The following is a 19,111-nucleotide window of genomic DNA, read 5'->3' as shown; positions in this document are numbered from 1 at the left end:
GCTCGGCTTTTTTGTATGTAAGAGGTTTATTGCTGTAAATTCAACCAAAATAACGCTAGAATACACGCCTTATTTTTAGGCTATTTAATACCAATCCGTAATAATACTTAATCAATTTGAGTGATTAAATCTGACGTTAACAGCGTTAAAAATTCTGATACATGACTGCATGGATGCGGGGTAATGCAGGAGTTAAATAACGAAATTTTTGCCTTGTTATCGACACGATTTTCTTACTTCAAAATAGATCACTTAATTAAGCGAATTGGTATAGGGTGTAGATTTGTTTATTGTTTTACTAAGTTGTGTGTTTATAGCCGTGATGTATTTGGAAACGATTAAAAAAGGCATGCCAATTAAGCGATGGCTTATTTTGGCTGGTTTACTTGGGCCGGTAGCATGGTGCTTGTTTAACTTACATTATCGCCGCGCATTGGTACGAAATGTAGGGATTAAAGCATGTATATGGCGCCCTTAATTTATACCGTTCTGAATAAGTGTTGGGACAATTTAATGAATTAAATCACCCCATACCTAAGCAGATTGGTATTAACTGAAAGTCTGGTTAGCTTATTGATGCCATATTTTCAGTATCCGTTCTAATTAGACTAGGCGCAGCTTTAGTTTGTTGTTGTTTCAAAAAATCAGTAAACTCGTCTTTAGAGAGTGGCTTAGAATAAAAGTAACCTTGTACTGTTTCACAATTCAATTTTTTTAGTATTTCAATTTGTTCAGCCTGTTCAACCCCTTCGGCAACGACATGTAAATCAAGGTTATGTGCAATCGTTACAATTGAGTCGACCATGTTACGACCACGTTCATTTTTCATATCATCTATAAATGCCTTGTCTACTTTTAACGTGTTAAGCGGAAATTGTTTTAAGTACGCCAAGGAAGAGTAACCGGTGCCAAAGTCATCCATTGCTAAGTGAATCCCTCGGGCACTTAATGAGCGCATAATCGCAATGGCTTCTTTGGGATCATCCATTACAGTACCTTCGGTAATTTCAAGCTCTAAGAAATACGAAGGCAGTTCATTTTTTTGTAAAATAACGTCAATGCGAGATGTTAAATCGGGTAGGCTGAATTGTTTAGCGGATAGATTAACGGCGACTCGACCACTAAATAGACCGCTATCAAGCCATTGTTTAACATCTCTGCAAGCTTTATTTAATACCACTTCACCAATTTCAATTATTTGACCTGTTTCTTCAGCTATAGGTATAAATACACCAGGGCTAATAATGCCTTTTTTAGGGGTTATAAAGCGAACCAACGCCTCCATCCCTGTTAACTTTCCGGTGCGAATATTCATTTTTGGTTGATAGTAAACCTCAAAATGATCTTCTTTTAGGCCAAAACGCATAAGGTTTTCTATTTGCAGGCGTTTAACTGCTTGGCGGTTCATCGTGTCGTTAAAAAACAGATAACTATTACCTTTCTTTTTAGCGTGATACATGGCCGTATCTGCATTTTTCAAAAGTAGTTCTGGTGTATTACCATCTTCAGGAAAGAGTACAATGCCAACGCTTGAAGTAATCGCGAGCTCATGACCAGCCATTTTAAAAGGTGTAGCAATAGCGGCTAAAAACTGTTTAGCCGTGCGGGTGATCACATGAATATCATTGGTATCAGACATTACTAGAGCAAACTCATCGCCCCCTAAACGGTAAAATACATCGTTCTCTCGGGTTAGTTTATTTAAGCGCATAGCGAGCTTTGCAAGCAGGCTATCGCCTAACTGGTGTCCTAATGAGTCGTTTATCTTTTTAAAGTTATCTAAATCGAATACAAGCAGCGCATGGTGTGAATTTTGTTTAACTAACTTATGTAAATCGGTAAAAAATAAATTTCGGTTAGGCAGGCTTGTTGTACGGTCGCGATTTGATAAATTATGCAGTTGTGATTCTGCTTTTTTACGTTCAGTTAAGTCAGAGTAAACAATCACGTAATTTGTAATTTGGTTTTGATCATTTTTAATTTCATCAATTGAAATTTCAAATGGTAGTAAAACGCGTTCGCTATTACGTAGCTTTACCTCTCGTTGAATATGTTCATTCTCACGTACAATTTCGATAATTGTATCAATGAAGCCTTGTTCATAACCAGGTAAGGTAAAGTCTTTTTTAAGGTATTGTTCTCGCACACCTCCAAAGAGGGTTAAAAAACTAGGGTTTATATCAACTAACTTAAAGTTTTTGTCGTAAATAGCCAGCGCATCAGTTAGCGACTCAACACATTTTGCAAAGAGATTCAAACGCTCTTCGGTTGATTTTAACTGTGATATATCTCGTACAGTACCCGTCATTCTTAGTGGTGATAGGTTGGTATCTTTTTCTATAATTTTGCCGCGATCAAGTACCCAATGCCAACGGCCAAAGGTATCTTTAATACGATAAGTCGCTTCGAAAAAAACGGTTTTTTCTGCAAAGTGTTTTTTAAGTAAGTGTTCAACATTTGTAATATCGAGTGGGTGAATGAGACTTTTATTTGGAGGGAAACCTATTAACGTAGTTGAGTTCATCATATATTTGTCGTTTATTCGAATAACTTCCCCCGTTTTTATGTTCCAATCCCATAAAGTATCACCACTGCCTTCAACAGTACTTTTAAGGCGCCTTTCGGATAAACGAAGTTGTCGACGTGAGCGCTTAAGTTTGTGGATGACAAACAACAGATAAGGCAAAGCAAGCGCTATAATGGCGCTTGCTAAAATAAGGATGGTATCTGAATTGTAATTAAATGATGACTCAAAAGCATAAAGCTTAAATGAGTAAGCAAGTAATACAACTGACAAGCTTAATTTTGTTATTATTTTGATTATCATTTTTTTATTACTTCAAATTTACAAATGATAATCTAAAACAAGCTAAACCAAGAGTCAAAGAGAATGCGAATAAACAGGCATATTTTGAGGTTTATTGTCTTTAGCTGAGCTTAAAAGCTCATATCTTGGTCGATTTTCATCAAATAGGATGACGGCATACTCTTTTATATCTTTGAGTGTTAATGCGTTTAATGCATTAAGTAACTTTTGCTGCATATTAAATTCATGATCTCTGTTGCCTATTGCAAGCCAAAAACGTTGCGAGCGTAACCGTAGGTTTTTATCTTTTTCAGCAATATGGGTCGTTAAGCCATGTTTCTGTTGCTGCCAATTTTCTTCATTAAGCTCATCGATGTTGGTTAAATATTTATTAACAAAGCTGTTATGTCTATGCATTAATGTTTTTGCGATAAACTTTGGCGATTGTATATAAAAAGCAATACCCGCACGAGTGTTAAAAGGAGCATAACCAGCCCCAACTAAATAACCTAGCTGTTGTGTGGTTCGTAACTCGTTAAAGTAGTCTTGGTTCATTAAGTGATTAAGTGCCATTAATTTAACTTTTTCGATTACACAATCAGTTTTTGCTTGATAATACACAACCATTGCATGGTCACTGCAAGGCAGCTCTAGTTCGTAGCGTGTTACTTTTTCAATTTCAAATAGCGGACGTCTTAAATCATCAATTATGGCTGCGTTTTTTAAGTGTTCGGCGACTTTTTTCTGAAAGGCTATTGCATCACTTTGCTGCCAGTTACCATGTAAAAATGATTCAACATGTAGTGCTTTAAAAAAGTCTTGTCTGAATTCATTAAATTGCTGAAAACTTGTGTTTTTTAATGCTGATGCAAGTTGGTCTGGTTGTGGATTCCAAGGCATTACTTTAGCACCTAAAACACTAAACAGTTCACTAACTGGTTTGTTTTGGTTGCTATTTCGCCAGTGCCTGACAAGTTGTTTTTTGTATTCAGCAAAACGTTTTGCACAAATGTCGACATTAAATAGGGCGTCAAGAAGCTCATCAACTAATTCTAATTGGCTAGACGATAATCCGGCTGTATGCAGTGTTAAACCGCCTTGGTGAGATGTTAAATGGTAACTTAACCCTGCCAGCTCCGCTGGGTAAAATTGTTCACCTACGCTATCCATAAATAAATCAGTAAATAAGCGAGTCAGTGCCATGTGTTTTACGTCTTTTACTGCAAAGTCAGAGTCCAAGGCTAAATAAAAATGGCCTTTTGCTACTCTAAAAGTATTGTCTTGCTTAAACCAAAAGTCAAAACCGGGCTCTTTGACTAAAAGTTCAGGTTTTATTTGTGGTTTTTCTACATCATATAGCACCACATTTTTTGTTAAGTAAGGGTTTGCCGTTGGCAGTAGCATATCTTTCAGTGGTTTATTTATATCACTTAAAGCATCGAGCCAGCTGGGTGATATTTTTTCAACTTTATACGGGGTGTTATACCATGCAGTTTTGTGTTCTGGTTCTACATCAGGGTGGATAAGAACAATACGCATATTATGCGGCGTTAACCATTGCATTGCGATTTCGTGGGTGGCTTTTTTAAAGCCCTCCATCAAGTAGTCGCCTTGTACATAATTGACTTCATCGTAATGTTGCATATTTATACTTAAATTACTGACCCAATCGATTAGACGTGACTTTTCTTGATTATCGAAAGCAATTTGTAATAGGTTTTTTTTATCTTGATAAAGACGAGGTAACTTCTCTGTATTGGCATTAATTAAGCAAATATATTCAAACACCATTTCAATAATGTCTTCAAAATATTCAATACCTTCGTCAGTGAGCGCCATGCTTATATTAAAATCTTTAAAGTTACTGCCGTTAATACCGCCGCCAGCTGAGAGCGCATTTATCCAACCTTGTTCTTTTAAAATAGAGTAAAGAGAACCTGCACCTTCATAACCTAATAAATGAGCAATAAAACTCACCGTTTTATGGCGATAAAAATCATCAATATTTGGCATCGCAAAACTGACAATCAGTTTTTGCATATGTTTGTGCGGCTCAATATGCAGCACTTTCCCTATATCTTGTTTACGGTAAAGTGGCTCACTGATCTCTGGTTTTTTAAGGTTTTTATTACCGTTAATTTCGTTAAAATATGTATTAGTCCAACTTTGTAAGGTGTCGAGCTCTTCATTGGCGCAAATAACTAACGTCATCCACTGGGCTTGATAAAAAGCATTAAAAAAATCCCGAAGTTCGTCACTTATACAGCGCTCCCTGTCTGCCAACGTTTGTAGATTACCAACTGAAAACTTAGCAAAAGGGTGGGCTGGATTTACCGTTTCTTTATGTGCTTGATAAATACGGCGGCCATCGTCTTTAATTTTTAGTTTAAATTCGGCTTCAATTGCGTTACGTTCTTTTTCGGTTTCGGTTGAATTTAAAAGTGGCGCAATAAAAAAGCGGCTAAATTGCTCTAATGCATTTTTAAATTCTTGATTATTAATATCAAAAAAATAGCAGGTATGCTCTGTGCCAGTCCACGCATTAGTGTTTCCACCGGCTTGAGATACATAATTATTAAAACTACCAGAGTCTGGAAATTGGTCAGTACCTAAAAAAAGCATATGTTCTAAAAAGTGTGCGAGGCCTTGTCTATCAAGAGGATCGTCAAAATGACCAGCATTTACTGCCATAGATGCAGCCGCTTTTGTTGAATCTTTATCTTGCACAAGTAGTACTTTTAGACCATTGTCCAGTGTAAGAGCTTTATATGCTCTGTTATCATTGCGACTGATATTCAAATGATGCTCCTGAAATTAAACGTTTGCTTGTTAACAACAGATGATAACTTCAGGAAAGTGGAATACGACTAAAAGGTTTACCTGAATATCACGAAAGAACTATTTTAGAAGAAAATAGGTTTATGTTTTTAATATAGCGGACAAATGGGCAAATTGGCTACTGTTTTATACTCTTTAATCGGTTGATTTTTTATGAAAACAATCCTAATAATGCGCCACGGCGAAGCAACACCGATGCAGGCTGATGATGCGGCTAGAAATTTGACTCAAACGGGTCATACTGAAGCCGAGAAAATGGGCCTATGGCTTGCTAAACACTACCCACCTGATGCCTTGTTAGTTAGCCCTTACATTCGTGCTCAGCAAACTGCAGAAAACGTTGCTAAAAATGCAGAGTTTAAATTTAGCGAAACATGCAGTGATATTGTGCCTGAAGGAAAACCGCAAATAGCAGCGGATTATCTCGAAACACTTATAGCAGCACACCCCCAATGCAACACTTGGCTTGTGGTAGCACATATGCCAATTGTGAGTTATTTAGTTGATCAATTATGCCCTGGTAACATGCCTATTTTTAATACGGGTGCCATTGCTGTAATAAGTTACGATGAAAGAACTCAACGCAGCCAGTATATGAGTATCAATGCTCCCGATAATATATAAATTTAATTAATAATATGAGTGAAGAAATGACTATTGAACGCCTTCAAACCGGTGCGCGCATGAGCCGCATTGTAAAACATAACGGCACTGTGTATTTATGTGGGCAGGTATGCGCCGACGCGCAAAAAGATATCAAAGAACAAACTCAAACTATGCTTGATAAAGTAGAGGCGCTGCTTGATGAAGCGGGAAGTTCAAAAGAACATATGCTTAGCGCGACTATTTATGTAAAGAGCATGGAATACTTTGCTGATATGAATGCAGTATGGGATGCATGGGTAACCGAGGGTTATGCACCAGCACGTGCCTGCATTGAAGCTAAAATGGCACGTGATGCACTGCTTGTTGAAATTTCAGTAGTTGCAGCTTTAAAAGAATACTAGCTTTAATGAATCGCTCCCCCGTTGTACTTATCACAGGCTCTAGCCGAGGTATTGGCGCAGCTACTGCACTATATTTTGCAAAGCAAGGTTATAATGTTTGCATTAACTATAAAGCTGATTTAGCTAGTGCAATGTTGGTGGCAGAAAAAGTAAAGCGATTAGGCGTTGAGGCTGAAGTAATTCAAGGTGACGTATCACTAGAGGCTGACGTTTTAGCTTTATTTATGCATATAGATAAAGTCTTTGGTCGGCTTGATGTACTAATAAATAACGCTGGTATTTTAAAACCACAAATGCCTTTGTTAGAAATGAGTGCTGAGCGCATAAACGAAGTTTTGACTACAAATATTAACAGTGCTTTTTTATGTAGCCGTGAGGCTATAAAGCGAATGGGAAATGGCGGCAGTATTATTAATGTATCATCGAGGGCTGCTAAAACGGGCTCTCCTAATGAGTACATTGATTATGCAGCATCAAAAGGTGCAATGGACACATTTACTATTGGCTTGGCAAAAGAGGTGGCAAGTAAAGGTATTCGTGTTAACTCGGTTAGACCAGGGCTTATTTACACTGATATGCATAGCGATGGTGGTGAAAAAAACCGAGTCGATCGTCTTAAAAGTAAATTACCCCTTGGCAGAGGCGGTACACCCGAAGAGGTTGCAGCAGCAATTTACTTTTTAGCATCAGAGCAGGCTTCTTTTACAACGGGTAGTTTTGTTGATGTAGCCGGTGGTTTGTAAGCTAAAGTAGTAAAGCTAGCCAAAACGTAAAGCTAATAACACTTAAGATAGTAGAAAGTACGACAGCCCCAGCAAGAGTAGCTTCATGCTGCTTTATTTGACTTGCAATAAGATAAGCATTTACGCCAACAGGGGACGCACTTAAAAGTACCAATACATTAAGTATTTGCGTGTCTAGCTTAAATACATAAGTGCCTACCAATAAAACTAGCGCAGGCAATAAAAATATTTTTAAAATTGATGCTATTAACGCGGGTTGCCAATTTGCAGCTATTTTATAAAAAGCTAAATTTGCACCAAGTACAAATAGCGCACAGGCAATTGCTGGTTTAGCTAATAGCTCTAAACTATTTGCTAAGTCGGTAAACAGTGTAACTCCTAATATGTTTAATATAAGCCCGCATCCAATACTCAGTACTATTGGGTTTAACACCATACTTTTTCCAAAGTGCGACCACGAAAATTTATCGCTACTACCTTTAGCGCCTATTAAAAAAGTAAGTGCAAATAACAATGTGCTATGAAAAGTAATGATCATAAACGCAATGGCTATCATCTCTTTGCCAAGCGAGGCAATAACAATAGGAATACCCACTAACACCATATTTGAATAGCTAGAAGCAAGTCCAAAGACGCCGTGTTGTTGGTAGTTTTTTAAATGTTTTTTACTTAAATAAAAGCGATCAATTAATATACCCACCCCAAATACACTCAGAACAGGTACGTAAAAGCTCAAAAATGCAAAAAGGCTAATGCTTTGCTGTAAGTTAATTTGCGACATATTTAATAATAAAAAAGCAGGCAAACTAATATAAAAGGTAAACTTACTCAGGCCTGCGATATGCTGCTTGTCGAAAAATTTTAATCGGCAACAGCTATAACCAAACGCAACAATAAAAATGAGCGGAAAAATAATTGAAAAAATATGCACGTAGTTACATCCTAGTAATGGCTAAAGTTAGCGTCTAAATTCATCACTTTGCGGTAAATTAATTAAAATAAGTACAGCGCCTCTTCCACCATATTCGAGAGGGGCTTGGTGCATCGCTATTACGTCAGGGTGCTGTACTAAGTACTGAGGCACTTTGTGCTTTAGTACGCCGCCACCAATACCGTGCACGACACATGCACAATAATAATGCTGCTTTTTACATTCGTGAATGAGTCCAGCGAGTTCATCTTTAGCAAGTTCTTTATTTAAGCCATGTAAATCTAGCGTCAAATCGGGTGCAAAGTCACCACGGCGAAGCTGTTTAGCTAGGAAGGTATCTTGGCCAGGTTTTACATATTTAACCGTACCGTGGGTGTCTATATCGGGAATATAAACGTCTGAGAAAAAAAATTCAGACTGAGCCTGCTTTTTTTGCTGGGCAAATTGCTTAGCTTGTGACACCTTAGGTTTTGTATCAAAACGATGAGTATCTTGTTTAAATACTTTAGCGCCTGTGATCGTTTGACGAAATAAGCTTATGTCGTCATTGCTTAGGGACGAATGTGATGGAGTGTCTTTTTTCATAACTATTACCTAAACAAAAAAACGTAAAAACGCAGCGCAAAAGGCGGTACAATACTTAAATGAGGGGGCAATTGTAATTTGCCCAGCGCAGATAGGCAATGCAATCGTCTTAAAGACTCAAAACAGTCAGTAAGCTAATACAGGTAAAAATATATGAGCGATTTACAAATAGAAGAAGCAACACTCGAAGAAGCCGTTGCAGAACTGTCAACTTTACATGACTGGTTACGTTGGACTACAAGCCAATTTGCAAGTAGTAGTATATTTTTTGGACACGGTACAGATAACGCATGGGATGAAGCTGTAAGCTTATTACTGCCTGCGCTTAGCTTGCCTGTTGATGCGCCAAAAGAATTAATGCATGCGCGTTTAACAAGCACAGAAAAAAACCGATTTGCGGGTCTTATTGCAGAACGTATTAACGACTGCACGCCAGTCCCTTACTTAACAAACATTGCATGGTTTGCGGGTATGCCATTTTATGTGGATGAACGTGTACTTATACCTCGCTCACCATTTGCTGAGCTTATCAGTAACCGCTTTACACCTTGGCTTGAAGAGCCACAATCGGTTAACCGCATATTAGATTTATGTACGGGTTCGGGTTGTATCGCAATCGCACTTGCGCAAGCTTTTGAGCAGGCACAAGTTGATGCGGTAGATATATCGTATGAAGCGCTTGAAGTGACAGACATTAACATTAACGATTACATGTTAACTGAGCGCGTGTTACCTATTCAATCTGATGTATTTAGCGGTGTACCAGGTCAAAAATACGACCTAATAGTAGCAAACCCACCGTATGTTGATGCAGAAGATATGGCTGACCTGCCACGTGAGTTTCATCATGAACCAGAGCTTGGGCTTGCATCAGGCCACGATGGTTTAGATGTAACCCGTACTATATTAAGCGAAGCGAGTGATCATCTAACAGATAACGGTTTGTTATTTGTAGAAGTTGGTAACTCTATGGTACATATGGATGCACTGTATCCGGGCGCGCCGTTCGAATGGATTGAATTTGAACAAGGCGGCTTAGGTGTATTTGTAATTAGCAAAAAGCAGCTAGATGAGTATTTTGCAAAATAAGTAAAAAATGAATAGCCAAGCCCTGTGCTTGGCTATTGGTAGTCATTAGGAATGAGGAAAGTTAATGGCAGGTAATAGCATTGGGCAGTTATTTAAAGTGTCCACCTTTGGTGAGAGTCACGGCGTTGCATTAGGCGGCGTTGTTGATGGTACTCCCGCAGGTCTCGAAATCACAGAGGCCGACTTACAAATTGATTTAGATCGCCGAAAACCAGGCCAAAGCCGTTATACAACGCAGCGCCGTGAAAGCGATCAAATAAAAATATTAGCAGGCGTTTTTGAAGGTAAAACCACAGGTACTAGCATTGGTTTATTAATTGAAAACACCGATCAACGCTCGCAAGATTACGGTAAAATTAAAGATGTATTTCGCCCAGGTCATGGCGATTACACGTATTGGCATAAGTACGGCTTGCGCGATTATCGCGGTGGTGGCCGTTCGTCTGCACGCGAAACCGCGATACGCGTAGCGGCAGGTGCTATTGCTAAAAAATACTTAAAGCAATTTCATGGTATTGAAGTTAAAGCATGCTTAAGTCAGCTTGGTCCTATCAAGGCGGAAACGTTTGACTGGGATGAAGTGGAAAATAACTTATTCTTCTTCCCTGATGCAAGTAAGCTTGAAGCGCTTGACGAATATATGCGTGACCTTAAAAAGCAAGGTGACTCAGTTGGCGCTAAAGTAAAAGTAGTGGCAAGCAATGTACCTGTTGGTCTTGGTGAGCCAGTATTTGACCGTCTTGACGCCGAACTTGCGCACTCATTAATGAGTATTAACGCAGTTAAAGGCGTTGAAATTGGTGATGGCTTTGATGTGGTTGAGCAAAAAGGCTCTGAGCATCGCGACGAGCTAACCCCTGAAGGTTTTACATCAAATCATGCAGGTGGCGTACTTGCGGGTATTTCGACAGGGCAAGATATTATTGCTTCTATTGCGCTAAAACCAACGTCGAGCATTACCATCCCAGGTAATAGCATTAATACAAGCAATGAAGCGGTTGAGATGATCACTAAAGGTCGTCACGATCCGTGTGTTGGCATTCGTGCAATCCCGATTGCTGAGGCAATGATGGCTATTACATTAATGGACCATTTACTGCGTCAACGCGGACAAAATCCACATGTAAACCACGAACACGGGCCAATTAACGGCTCAGTGTAAGTGTTTATTATGAGCGCGGTTAAACCTTATGAGGCGGCCGCGCTCCTTTTAATTTAAATAAGATCAATAGCTTGTTTTGCAACCATGTAAAGCTTTTTGATCATCAAACCGAGCACCCATCTGATGAATTGCTTACTTAGCTCCTTAACTTCGTAAGTTTTTTTCCCCACAAACGCAAGCATATGACCAATTAAGCCTTTTAATTCTTCAGTTAATTCTACAAATTTGACTACAGAATCAAATAAACATCGGGCAAGGGTGTCATAGAAAGTTAGTCCGAGACCTAATCCTGCTTGGACTGAAATAAAAGCGTACTGTCCTGTTTTCTTTAAAAAAGTTATTAGGCCGTCTGTAATTATTCGTTGCCATTTGAGTGAAAAGGTTACGTTGTAACGAGATGAATACTTTAAAACAGTATGATTATGATGTAGGGTCTTCAAAGAATTTTCCATACTTGCATAATCACTGTATGCAGCAACTGTATTAACGTAACCAGGTTGACTTTTTTCCATAGAGTGTGCGGCAAGACTGAAAAAGGATCCTTCATTCATAGCTGCTTGATATTCATTAGAGGTATGGCTGAATGGCCAGGCTGGTACACAAGGTACAGGATCTGCGCCATGAGTAACTCGATATTGACCGATATTAGTTGCTGCTGAGTGTATTGAATTATTTAATACTACTCTAGGCGCACCAAAAGTATACAAATTCGTAGGTATACCTTTTTTACTAGCCCAGATAGCCGTAAGCTGAGCAATAGCACCACCTAAACTGTGCCCCACAATATGCAAAAATTTTGGTTTATGTTTTTTTATATAAGAATTAAACATAGGCTCCATACTAGTGAAAGCTTTCTCAAAACCTGAATGTACCTCCAAGTTTTTAGGGCCAAGGGTTGTTGCAACATTTAAGTTGGTTAGCCAATCTGCACAAGATGAGAAAACAGTACCACGAATAGCAATAATATGGTGATTTTTGAATTGTTGTGAAGCACCTTCAGCAGTCAGAGCGAAGCCTGTCGTACGGTTTAGAAGTTGGTTTATTAACCCACCACTAACGCCCTGAATTTGATTGTTAGTCACTTTAAAGTTTCTGACAAAGTCATTATGAAACTCCCCGCTGAAGTCATAGCTTTTTCTTATGTCATAAACTCTATTTGCGACAGAAGCTGCCGTACTTGGTGATATTGTTTTATTCATAGCTCAACCTTCTTCCCTGTGAAACGTTCTGTTAAATCATTCAAATCGCCATTATGGACTTCGTACTTTTCTTCACCGTTTTCCATAACCCACGTTGGGTTGTAATCTTCATCCCATCTGCAAATACTTGTCGCGGTTCTATTGAGAAATTTGTTGGTATTATTTTTAAATTCAAATCTGACTAATTGATTAGTTATTTCACACTTTAAAAACTTAAGCTTTTCGGTGAATTCAGGTAGCTCTGAAATGCCTGGTTGTGTAGCCCCCCACAAACCAATAATTAAGTTGTTACCTTTCCTAATAAAAATCTTCTGGTGGACGCGATCTTCGGAAATTAATTTATTAGGGATAGAAGAAAGTATAGTTTTTCGTGGTAAATGAAAGCGTCCGTCATCACTTGTTATTACGGAATCAAGTCGTTCAACGCCATCAATGTATGTTAATGAGCGTATTATTTCTAAGTCAGCAATTGGCATGCCATTTTCTGTAACGATGCCGTTGACATCAGAGCTTAAAAATACTTCTTTCTTTTTTCTGAACCAGCTAAACATATCTTCTCCTTGACTAAGGGCTGGAAAAACAATAGCACAAATAAGAATTAACAAGATGGCGAATCGAGGTAAATAAATAGATTTATTCATAGGCAATCCTTGCATAATTTCCTAGATTTTAACTAAGGAAAAAATGTATGTAAAGCGAGGGGGACTTGTTTTTATAAAGTGCTTTGATAGCTATTGCAAATAAGTAATCTCTCTCAAAGTTTCCATTTATATGCATAGTTTGTATTGATTATTGATCCCGAGGTTGTTTTATTTGTTGGATCGATTTTCATGTACTTATCATGCGGGCTTGCTAACGATTTTGATCTTAAAGCCAACTTTAAGTACCAATTTATTAGTTTTGTAATTCATTTAGTATTAATACTCCCTAGTGTTTATATATAACAACATTAAATAAAAAGTAGCTATTATGAGTAAAAATATTCAACCTACGCTCACATCCGCTGAATATGAATCAACACTGAAACGTTTGGAAAGGTTTAGTCATTTTACAGATAGCAGCATTGGTATTCCTTTTACTAAATTTAATATAGGTTTGGAGGCGGTGATTGGCTTAGTCCCTATTATAGGTGATGCCGCAGGGCTAATTTTATCAAGCTATGTGCTTATAGAAGCGCAGCGTTTAGGTGTGAGTAAGCGTATAAAGACGAAGATGATTATCAATATGCTCATTGATTTTGTGGGCGGCTTAGTGCCATTTTTTGGCGATATATTTGATGCCTTTTTTAAAGCTAACACGCGTAATACACAACTATTAAAAAAGCATTTAAACAAGCAGTTGAGTGAGTAATTAATAGTTTTAAGTAACTGTTAGCAAAGAGACTTTAAACAAAATGTTGTTGGTTGTTAAATCACCTAGTAAGGTAGGAGCGTCTATTCACTTTGGTATTTACAATATGCAATTATTCATCGGTAATAAAAACTACTCCAGCTGGTCATTACGCGCATGGTATTTAATGAGTAAATTTGATGTTGAGTTTAGTGAAACCCAGCTGGTACTCGACACCCCTGATTTTTACAATGAACTAAAAAAGACCTTTGCTGTGCAAAAAGTCCCAGCGTTAATTGATGGCGATTTACAGGTATGGGATTCGCTAGCAATTTGTGAATATATTAACGATGCTTACTTATTGGGCGCTGCATGGCCAAAATATATTACCCAAAGAGCTAAAGCGCGTGCGCTAAGCGCTGAAATGCATTCAGGCTTTATGGCGCTGCGCAGCGAAATGCCAATGAATATAAGAGCTACCCGTAAAGTAGACCTATCGAGCGAAGCATTAAAAGACATAGCCCGTATAGACGAGATATTTGCACAGCAACAAGATGTGTTTCCAAATGAGTGGTTTTTTGGTGACTTTAGTATTGCTGATGCCATGTACGTCCCTATTGTATTGCGTTTAAAAACGTATCAAATTACGTTATCGCCAGAGGCGCAACAATATTGTGACTTTGTTATGCGCTGCCCAGTATTACAAGTATGGATCACTCAGGCATTAACCGAAACCGACATAGTAGACAGCGACGAAGCAGGAAAAGACGTTTGACACCCTCATCACTTTTACTTTAAAGGTAAAAGCCCGTACAATTCGTATCGTTTTTAGTGCGCTAATATGGCGCTGTAACCGAGACGAATTAATCAATTTTTATGCATCAAATAGCTGATCTAATTTCGATTTTTGAGCGCACTTTTTATCAAAGTCACAATACACGACTGATAAAAGGCGATTGTGAGCCTGTGTATTCACCAGCAACAGAGCAGGTGCCATATCACCAAGTTGTATTTGCGCATGGTTTTTATGCCAGTGCATTACATGAAATAGCACACTGGCTGGTGGCCGGTGATGCACGTCGGTTATTAGAAGATTACGGCTACTGGTACTGCCCAGACGGGCGCGACAAACAAAAACAAGCTGAGTTTGAAAAGGTAGAAATAAAGCCCCAAGCGATAGAGTGGTTATTAAGCACCGCAGCAGGGTTTAATTTTAATGTGTCGGTGGATAACTTAAACGGCGAGCAAACGTGTCGGTTTGATTTTCAGCAGCGCGTACATGCACGGGTATTATCGCTAATCGAAAATGGCTTTAACTCTCGTACAGAGTCACTTTTAAAAGCACTGTGTGGTTTTTACAAAACACCGTGGCCCTTAACAGCGCAGCAATTTAATTGGCAACATCCAAAGGAGCTTTGTAATGGCGTTTAAATTAGGCTTAATTGTAAACCCTGTAGCAGGTTTAGGCGGCACAGTTGCCTTAAAAGGCAGTGATGGCGCGCACACAGCCGCTAAAGCAATTGAATTAGGTGCAGAGCCAAAAGCAAATATCCGTACAAAAGCAGCGCTTGAGGTGCTATTACCTTATAAAGAACGCTTAACCATTTACACTGTTAACGGTGAGATGGGTGAGCAAACAGCAAAAGCTTTGGGCTTTAATGTAGAGGTTGTATATAACACTGCAGCAATAACAACCTCAGATGACACAGAACAAGCAGCAAAAATACTTAAAAACTCTGGTGTTGATTTAGTTTTATTTGCCGGAGGCGATGGTACAGCACGTAACATTTGCCATGCAATAGAGGATACCATTCCCGTACTTGGTATCCCCGCAGGTTGTAAAATTCATTCTGGTGTTTACGCTATTACGCCAAAGGCTGCAGGGCGCGTAGTCGAAATGTTGGTTAAGGGTGAGTTAGTTACCTTAGCCGATGCAGATGTAATGGATATAGATGAAGATGCTTTCAGACAAGGCACAGTAAAAGCCAAACGCTACGGCGAAATGCAAACACCTAGCGAAGTACGCTATATGCAAGCGGTTAAAAATGGCGGTAAAGAAACCGACGAACTCGTACTTGCCGACATTGCAGCGCATGTTGTATCGCAAATGGATGAAGACACATTTTATATTATGGGTAGCGGCTCAACGGTTGAAGCCATAATGGAAGAAATGGGTCTTGAAAATACGTTACTTGGCGTTGACTTAATAAAAGATCAAACCTTAGTTGCCCAAGATTTAACGGCTAAGCAATTGCTTGAGCTTACACATGATCAAAGTACTAAGTTAGTCATTACGCTCATTGGCGGGCAAGGGCATATATTTGGCCGTGGTAACCAGCAATTGAGTCCTGTGCTTATACGCGCAATTGGCAAAGAAAATATTATTGTAGTAGCAACAAAAACAAAACTACAAGCGCTTAATGGCCGCCCCCTTATTTGTGATACAGGCGATGGCGAATTAGATGATGAATTAACGGGTTATATTAAAGTAACCACCGGATTTAACGACCATATTATGTATGCAGTAGGGCACCACAACATTGAAAATACAGGTGCTTTGCAAAACTAGGAGATTAATAAATGAGTTTAGTGAACTATATCGATGCAGCCCAGCAGTACTTCGATGATTTAGTAATAAAAGCAACTGACGATGAGTTATTTGCAGGCGGCTATTTACGAGGCCACTATGATCTTGCAGTAGGCTATGCCGAGGTAGAAAAGCTAACAATTAGTATCGATGAGCTAAACGAAACAGTAGAGCAAAGCTTAGTAAAAGCATATCGCAACGGCGAGCTTAACGAAGAAGACAAGACATTAGTTGCACGCTTGTGGGAAGAAGTTAAAGCCCTCGCTTAACCCTAAGTGGCAAAAAAACACGATTTGTTTATCACTATCGTGTTTTTTTGTGCCCAAAACTTTTAAAGCAAATTCTCATGTTAATTTACTGTTTCGTTTTTGTGCGGTATTGTTACTGAAATAAACTTTAGGAGCGGTAAAATGAATAATAATCAAGACGCTTTACCTTCAGGGGTCGTTGCGCGTTTTTTAAATTTTGTTGAGCGGGTTGGGAATAAGCTTCCAGATCCAGCCGTAATATTTCTATTTGCAATGTTATTAATTTGGTTTTTGTCGTGGTGGTTTTCAGGCGTGAGTTTTGATGCAATAGACCCACGTACCGGTGAAGCGATTATTATTAATAATATGCTGGCAAGTGATTCGCTTGCTACCTTTTTATCCTCTATGGTAAAAACCTTTACTGGCTTCGCTCCCTTAGGTGTTGTTTTAGTAGCTATGTTAGGTGTCGGTGTTGCAGAGCATTCGGGCTTTATTAATACTGGTCTTAAGTTAATGCTTAAAGTTACTCCTAAAAAGCTATTAACGCCTTCAATCATTTTAGTGGCCATTGTGAGCCATACCGCTACTGACGCAGGTTATGTATTAGTTATTCCACTTGCAGGTGTTATATTTTATGCTGCAGGACGCCATCCGCTTGCGGGTATTGCAGCTGCATTTGCAGGAGTCAGTGGTGGTTTTGGGGCTAACTTTATTCCATCGGGTATCGACCCATTACTACAAAGCTTTACCCAAAGTGCGGCGCAAATAATTAATCCTGCAATAGCAATTAACCCATTAAATAACTGGGCATTTGCTTCAGCATCTAGCTTATTTATTGTGGCATTAGGCTGGTACATTACCGATAAAATTATTGAACCACGTTTACAAAAAACAGCGGTTGATGGTGCTAAAGAGGATTTACCTGTATTTGAAGATGCACGTAGTGATGAAAAACGTGCCTTTTATATAGCCAGTACCGTGATGATTGCAGGACTTGCGTTATTAGCATTTGTCTCTGCTCCAGACGATTCTGCAATGCGCAGTAGTGACGGATCCCTTACTAATTTTAGCTCTCCTTTAATGCAATCAATTGTACCATTAATATTTTTACTTTTTTGGATTCCAGGCACTGTATATGGTTTTACGGTAGGTACCTTTAAAACTTCAAAAGATATGATTGATGCAATGAGTAAAGCGATGAGCGGCATGGCGTATTATATCGTTATGGCGTTTTTTTGTTCGCTATTTATTGCTGCATTTAGTAAATCAAATTTAGGTGCACTGCTCGCAATTGAAGGTGCGCAGTTATTAAAGGCGATGGAATTGCCAAGTGCAGTAACGGTTGTAGGCATTATCTTTTTAACTGGCTTTGTTAACTTGTTTGTTGGTTCAAGTTCAGCAAAATGGGCGTTACTTGGCCCCATTTTTGTACCAATGTTAATGCAACTTGGCATTTCGCCAGACTTAACTCAAGCCGCTTATCGTGTAGGTGACTCAAGCTCTAATATTATTACACCGTTAATGCCATACTTCCCATTGGTGGTTGTGTACTGTCAAAAGTATGTCAAAGGCACCGGTATAGGCACTTTAATTGCTATTATGCTGCCGTACTCAATCGCCTTTATGATTGGCTGGAGTATCTTTTTATTAGGTTATTGGGCACTTGGTATTCCTTTAGGTTTAGATGCAAGCTACATTTATCCAGCATTGCCTTAACCTAAACCTTTAAAAACCTCACTCACTTGAGTGAGGTTTTTAAATAAAAGTCCTGTAATGTAAAAGTAAGTCTAAGTTACCTTTCTAAATCTCTCACTATATAGCCAAATAAGCTGGCCTCTCCAACAATATACACATAATCATTTTTGTTGTTCATTATTGTAGACTTATCGTCATACCACCTAAAATTATGAATCTTATTCGTTTTAGGGTCTTTGAAGTATAAACGAGTACAGCTATCTTCATACTCAGTGCCACACTCTTGTACATCGGTCAGGATGTATTCTTTATACCAATAGTCGCCTTGCGTGTAGTAAGCCCATAATTTAATAGGATCAGAGATAAAAACATAGAGTATTCCAAAGATTAATAAAGGGGATAATGGGTACATGAAAATGAATGCTAATTTTATTTTAGTATCTGAGAAATTGTATTTAAGTGATTCTCTATATTTACTGCAGCGTTTATATTTATTGAATATAAGTATATTTAAATAGATAAATAGTGCACAACAGATAATAGGGAGGGTTATAAAGAAAACAACGTCGTATAGTTCATTTGAGATGAATGGTGGATCTGTAAAGTCCATTAAAATAGGTATAGTGATGCATAATAAAATGGGGAGTACTATTGCTACAAGGAGCAAGTTGTCGCAGATCTTTTTCAATTTTTAATTCGTCCGTGAACTATAGCCTTTGTCTAGTTTACAGAATTTTTGTTATTTTAAAAATCAGAGAAATGTATTTATAGGCATTAAGCAACCCGAATTCAGGCTAAAAAAACTATCTCAAGCTGCTATTGAATTGACGCGGAAGTTTACTTTTTTTCACTGTAGCAGCTTAAAAAACAAAAAAAACCTTGTCACTTTCGT

18 protein-coding genes are annotated in these 19,111 nt (G+C 38.5%); 12 read left to right on the top strand and 6 right to left on the bottom strand.

All coding sequences use genetic code 11. The features are described from left to right. The first annotated feature begins 283 nt into the window (after positions 1-283). Positions 284-478 carry a hypothetical protein gene (locus P20495_RS22630; protein WP_033016303.1) on the top strand — a complete coding sequence of 65 codons (195 nt, stop codon included), beginning with the start codon at positions 284-286 and terminating at the stop codon, positions 476-478. Positions 479-565: 87 nt separating this feature from the next. Here the strand turns inward: P20495_RS22630 and P20495_RS03285 are convergent, their stop codons facing one another. Together P20495_RS03285 and P20495_RS03290 are read right to left on the bottom strand one after the other, a co-directional pair. Further along, positions 566-2,827 carry an EAL domain-containing protein gene (locus P20495_RS03285; RefSeq protein WP_007377736.1) on the bottom strand — a complete coding sequence of 754 codons (2,262 nt, stop codon included), beginning with the start codon at positions 2,825-2,827 and terminating at the stop codon, positions 566-568. 54 nt (positions 2,828-2,881) lie between these two features. After that, positions 2,882-5,605, bottom strand: a complete 2,724-nt coding sequence (locus P20495_RS03290) for an insulinase family protein (RefSeq protein WP_008138561.1) — start codon at positions 5,603-5,605, stop codon at positions 2,882-2,884. Positions 5,606-5,797: 192 nt separating this feature from the next. Here P20495_RS03290 and sixA point away from each other — a divergent pair, with 192 nt between their 5' ends. The 3 genes from sixA to P20495_RS03305 are packed head-to-tail and all read left to right on the top strand — an operon-like array spanning position 5,798 to position 7,394. Continuing rightward, a complete protein-coding gene (sixA, locus tag P20495_RS03295) occupies positions 5,798-6,268 on the top strand; it encodes a phosphohistidine phosphatase SixA (RefSeq protein ID WP_008138559.1) in 471 nt (156 codons plus the stop codon). 26 nt (positions 6,269-6,294) lie between these two features. Continuing rightward, a complete protein-coding gene (locus P20495_RS03300) occupies positions 6,295-6,651 on the top strand; it encodes a RidA family protein (RefSeq protein WP_008138558.1) in 357 nt (118 codons plus the stop codon). A gap of 5 nt (positions 6,652-6,656) precedes the next feature. After that, positions 6,657-7,394: an SDR family oxidoreductase gene (locus P20495_RS03305; RefSeq protein WP_008138556.1), complete on the top strand. Its 738-nt coding sequence runs from the start codon at positions 6,657-6,659 to the stop codon at positions 7,392-7,394. Between the two features lies 1 nt (position 7,395). Here the strand turns inward: P20495_RS03305 and P20495_RS03310 are convergent, their stop codons facing one another. Then, positions 7,396-8,325, bottom strand: coding sequence for an AEC family transporter (locus P20495_RS03310; protein ID WP_008138554.1), 930 nt, complete (start codon positions 8,323-8,325; stop codon positions 7,396-7,398). A 27-nt stretch (positions 8,326-8,352) separates the two neighbouring features. Further along, the gene (gene smrB, locus P20495_RS03315; protein WP_007377742.1) at positions 8,353-8,910 is read right to left on the bottom strand and encodes an endonuclease SmrB; all 558 of its coding nucleotides are present in this window, start codon (positions 8,908-8,910) and stop codon (positions 8,353-8,355) included. Between the two features lie 153 nt (positions 8,911-9,063). Between smrB and prmB the strand changes: the two genes are divergently transcribed. Both prmB and aroC read left to right on the top strand, forming a co-directional pair. Next, a complete protein-coding gene (prmB, locus tag P20495_RS03320; protein WP_008138552.1) occupies positions 9,064-9,999 on the top strand; it encodes a 50S ribosomal protein L3 N(5)-glutamine methyltransferase in 936 nt (311 codons plus the stop codon). 64 nt (positions 10,000-10,063) lie between these two features. Next, entirely contained in the window at positions 10,064-11,161 is a 1,098-nt protein-coding gene (gene aroC, locus P20495_RS03325) for a chorismate synthase (protein WP_008138551.1), read from the top strand. 53 nt (positions 11,162-11,214) lie between these two features. Here aroC and P20495_RS03330 read toward each other — a convergent pair whose 3' ends face one another. Further along, complete coding sequence (locus P20495_RS03330) at positions 11,215-12,360, bottom strand: lipase family protein (RefSeq protein WP_008138549.1); 1,146 nt, start codon at positions 12,358-12,360, stop codon at positions 11,215-11,217. After that, entirely contained in the window at positions 12,357-13,001 is a 645-nt protein-coding gene (locus P20495_RS03335) for a DUF6795 domain-containing protein (RefSeq protein ID WP_008138548.1), read from the bottom strand. The genes P20495_RS03330 and P20495_RS03335 overlap by 4 nt, the downstream gene beginning before the upstream one ends. Before the next feature lie 328 nt (positions 13,002-13,329). On the opposite strand from P20495_RS03335, the gene P20495_RS03340 reads away from it, so the two are divergent. The 6 genes from P20495_RS03340 to P20495_RS03365 all read left to right on the top strand — a co-directional run bounded on the left by P20495_RS03340 (position 13,330) and on the right by P20495_RS03365 (position 18,240). Beyond that, positions 13,330-13,710: a DUF4112 domain-containing protein gene (locus P20495_RS03340; RefSeq protein WP_007377748.1), complete on the top strand. Its 381-nt coding sequence runs from the start codon at positions 13,330-13,332 to the stop codon at positions 13,708-13,710. Between the two features lie 106 nt (positions 13,711-13,816). After that, positions 13,817-14,464 carry a glutathione S-transferase family protein gene (locus P20495_RS03345; protein ID WP_033016306.1) on the top strand — a complete coding sequence of 216 codons (648 nt, stop codon included), beginning with the start codon at positions 13,817-13,819 and terminating at the stop codon, positions 14,462-14,464. Between the two features lie 101 nt (positions 14,465-14,565). Then, positions 14,566-15,120 carry an elongation factor P hydroxylase gene (locus P20495_RS03350; RefSeq protein ID WP_008138546.1) on the top strand — a complete coding sequence of 185 codons (555 nt, stop codon included), beginning with the start codon at positions 14,566-14,568 and terminating at the stop codon, positions 15,118-15,120. Further along, positions 15,110-16,258, top strand: a complete 1,149-nt coding sequence (locus P20495_RS03355; RefSeq protein ID WP_008138545.1) for an ATP-NAD kinase family protein — start codon at positions 15,110-15,112, stop codon at positions 16,256-16,258. The genes P20495_RS03350 and P20495_RS03355 overlap by 11 nt, the downstream gene beginning before the upstream one ends. Before the next feature lie 11 nt (positions 16,259-16,269). Then, on the top strand, positions 16,270-16,545 hold the full coding sequence (locus tag P20495_RS03360) for a YfcL family protein (protein WP_008138544.1): 276 nt from the start codon (positions 16,270-16,272) through the stop codon (positions 16,543-16,545). 141 nt (positions 16,546-16,686) lie between these two features. Then, a complete protein-coding gene (locus tag P20495_RS03365; RefSeq protein WP_008138543.1) occupies positions 16,687-18,240 on the top strand; it encodes an AbgT family transporter in 1,554 nt (517 codons plus the stop codon). Positions 18,241-19,111: the final 871 nt, after the last annotated feature.

It is taken from the genome of Pseudoalteromonas sp. BSi20495 (assembly GCF_000241185.1).
In the GTDB taxonomy this organism is placed as follows: Bacteria; Pseudomonadota; Gammaproteobacteria; order Enterobacterales; family Alteromonadaceae; genus Pseudoalteromonas; species Pseudoalteromonas fuliginea.
The sequence above is the reverse complement of the archived record's forward strand: the minus strand, read 5'-3'. Positions and strand labels throughout refer to the sequence as shown.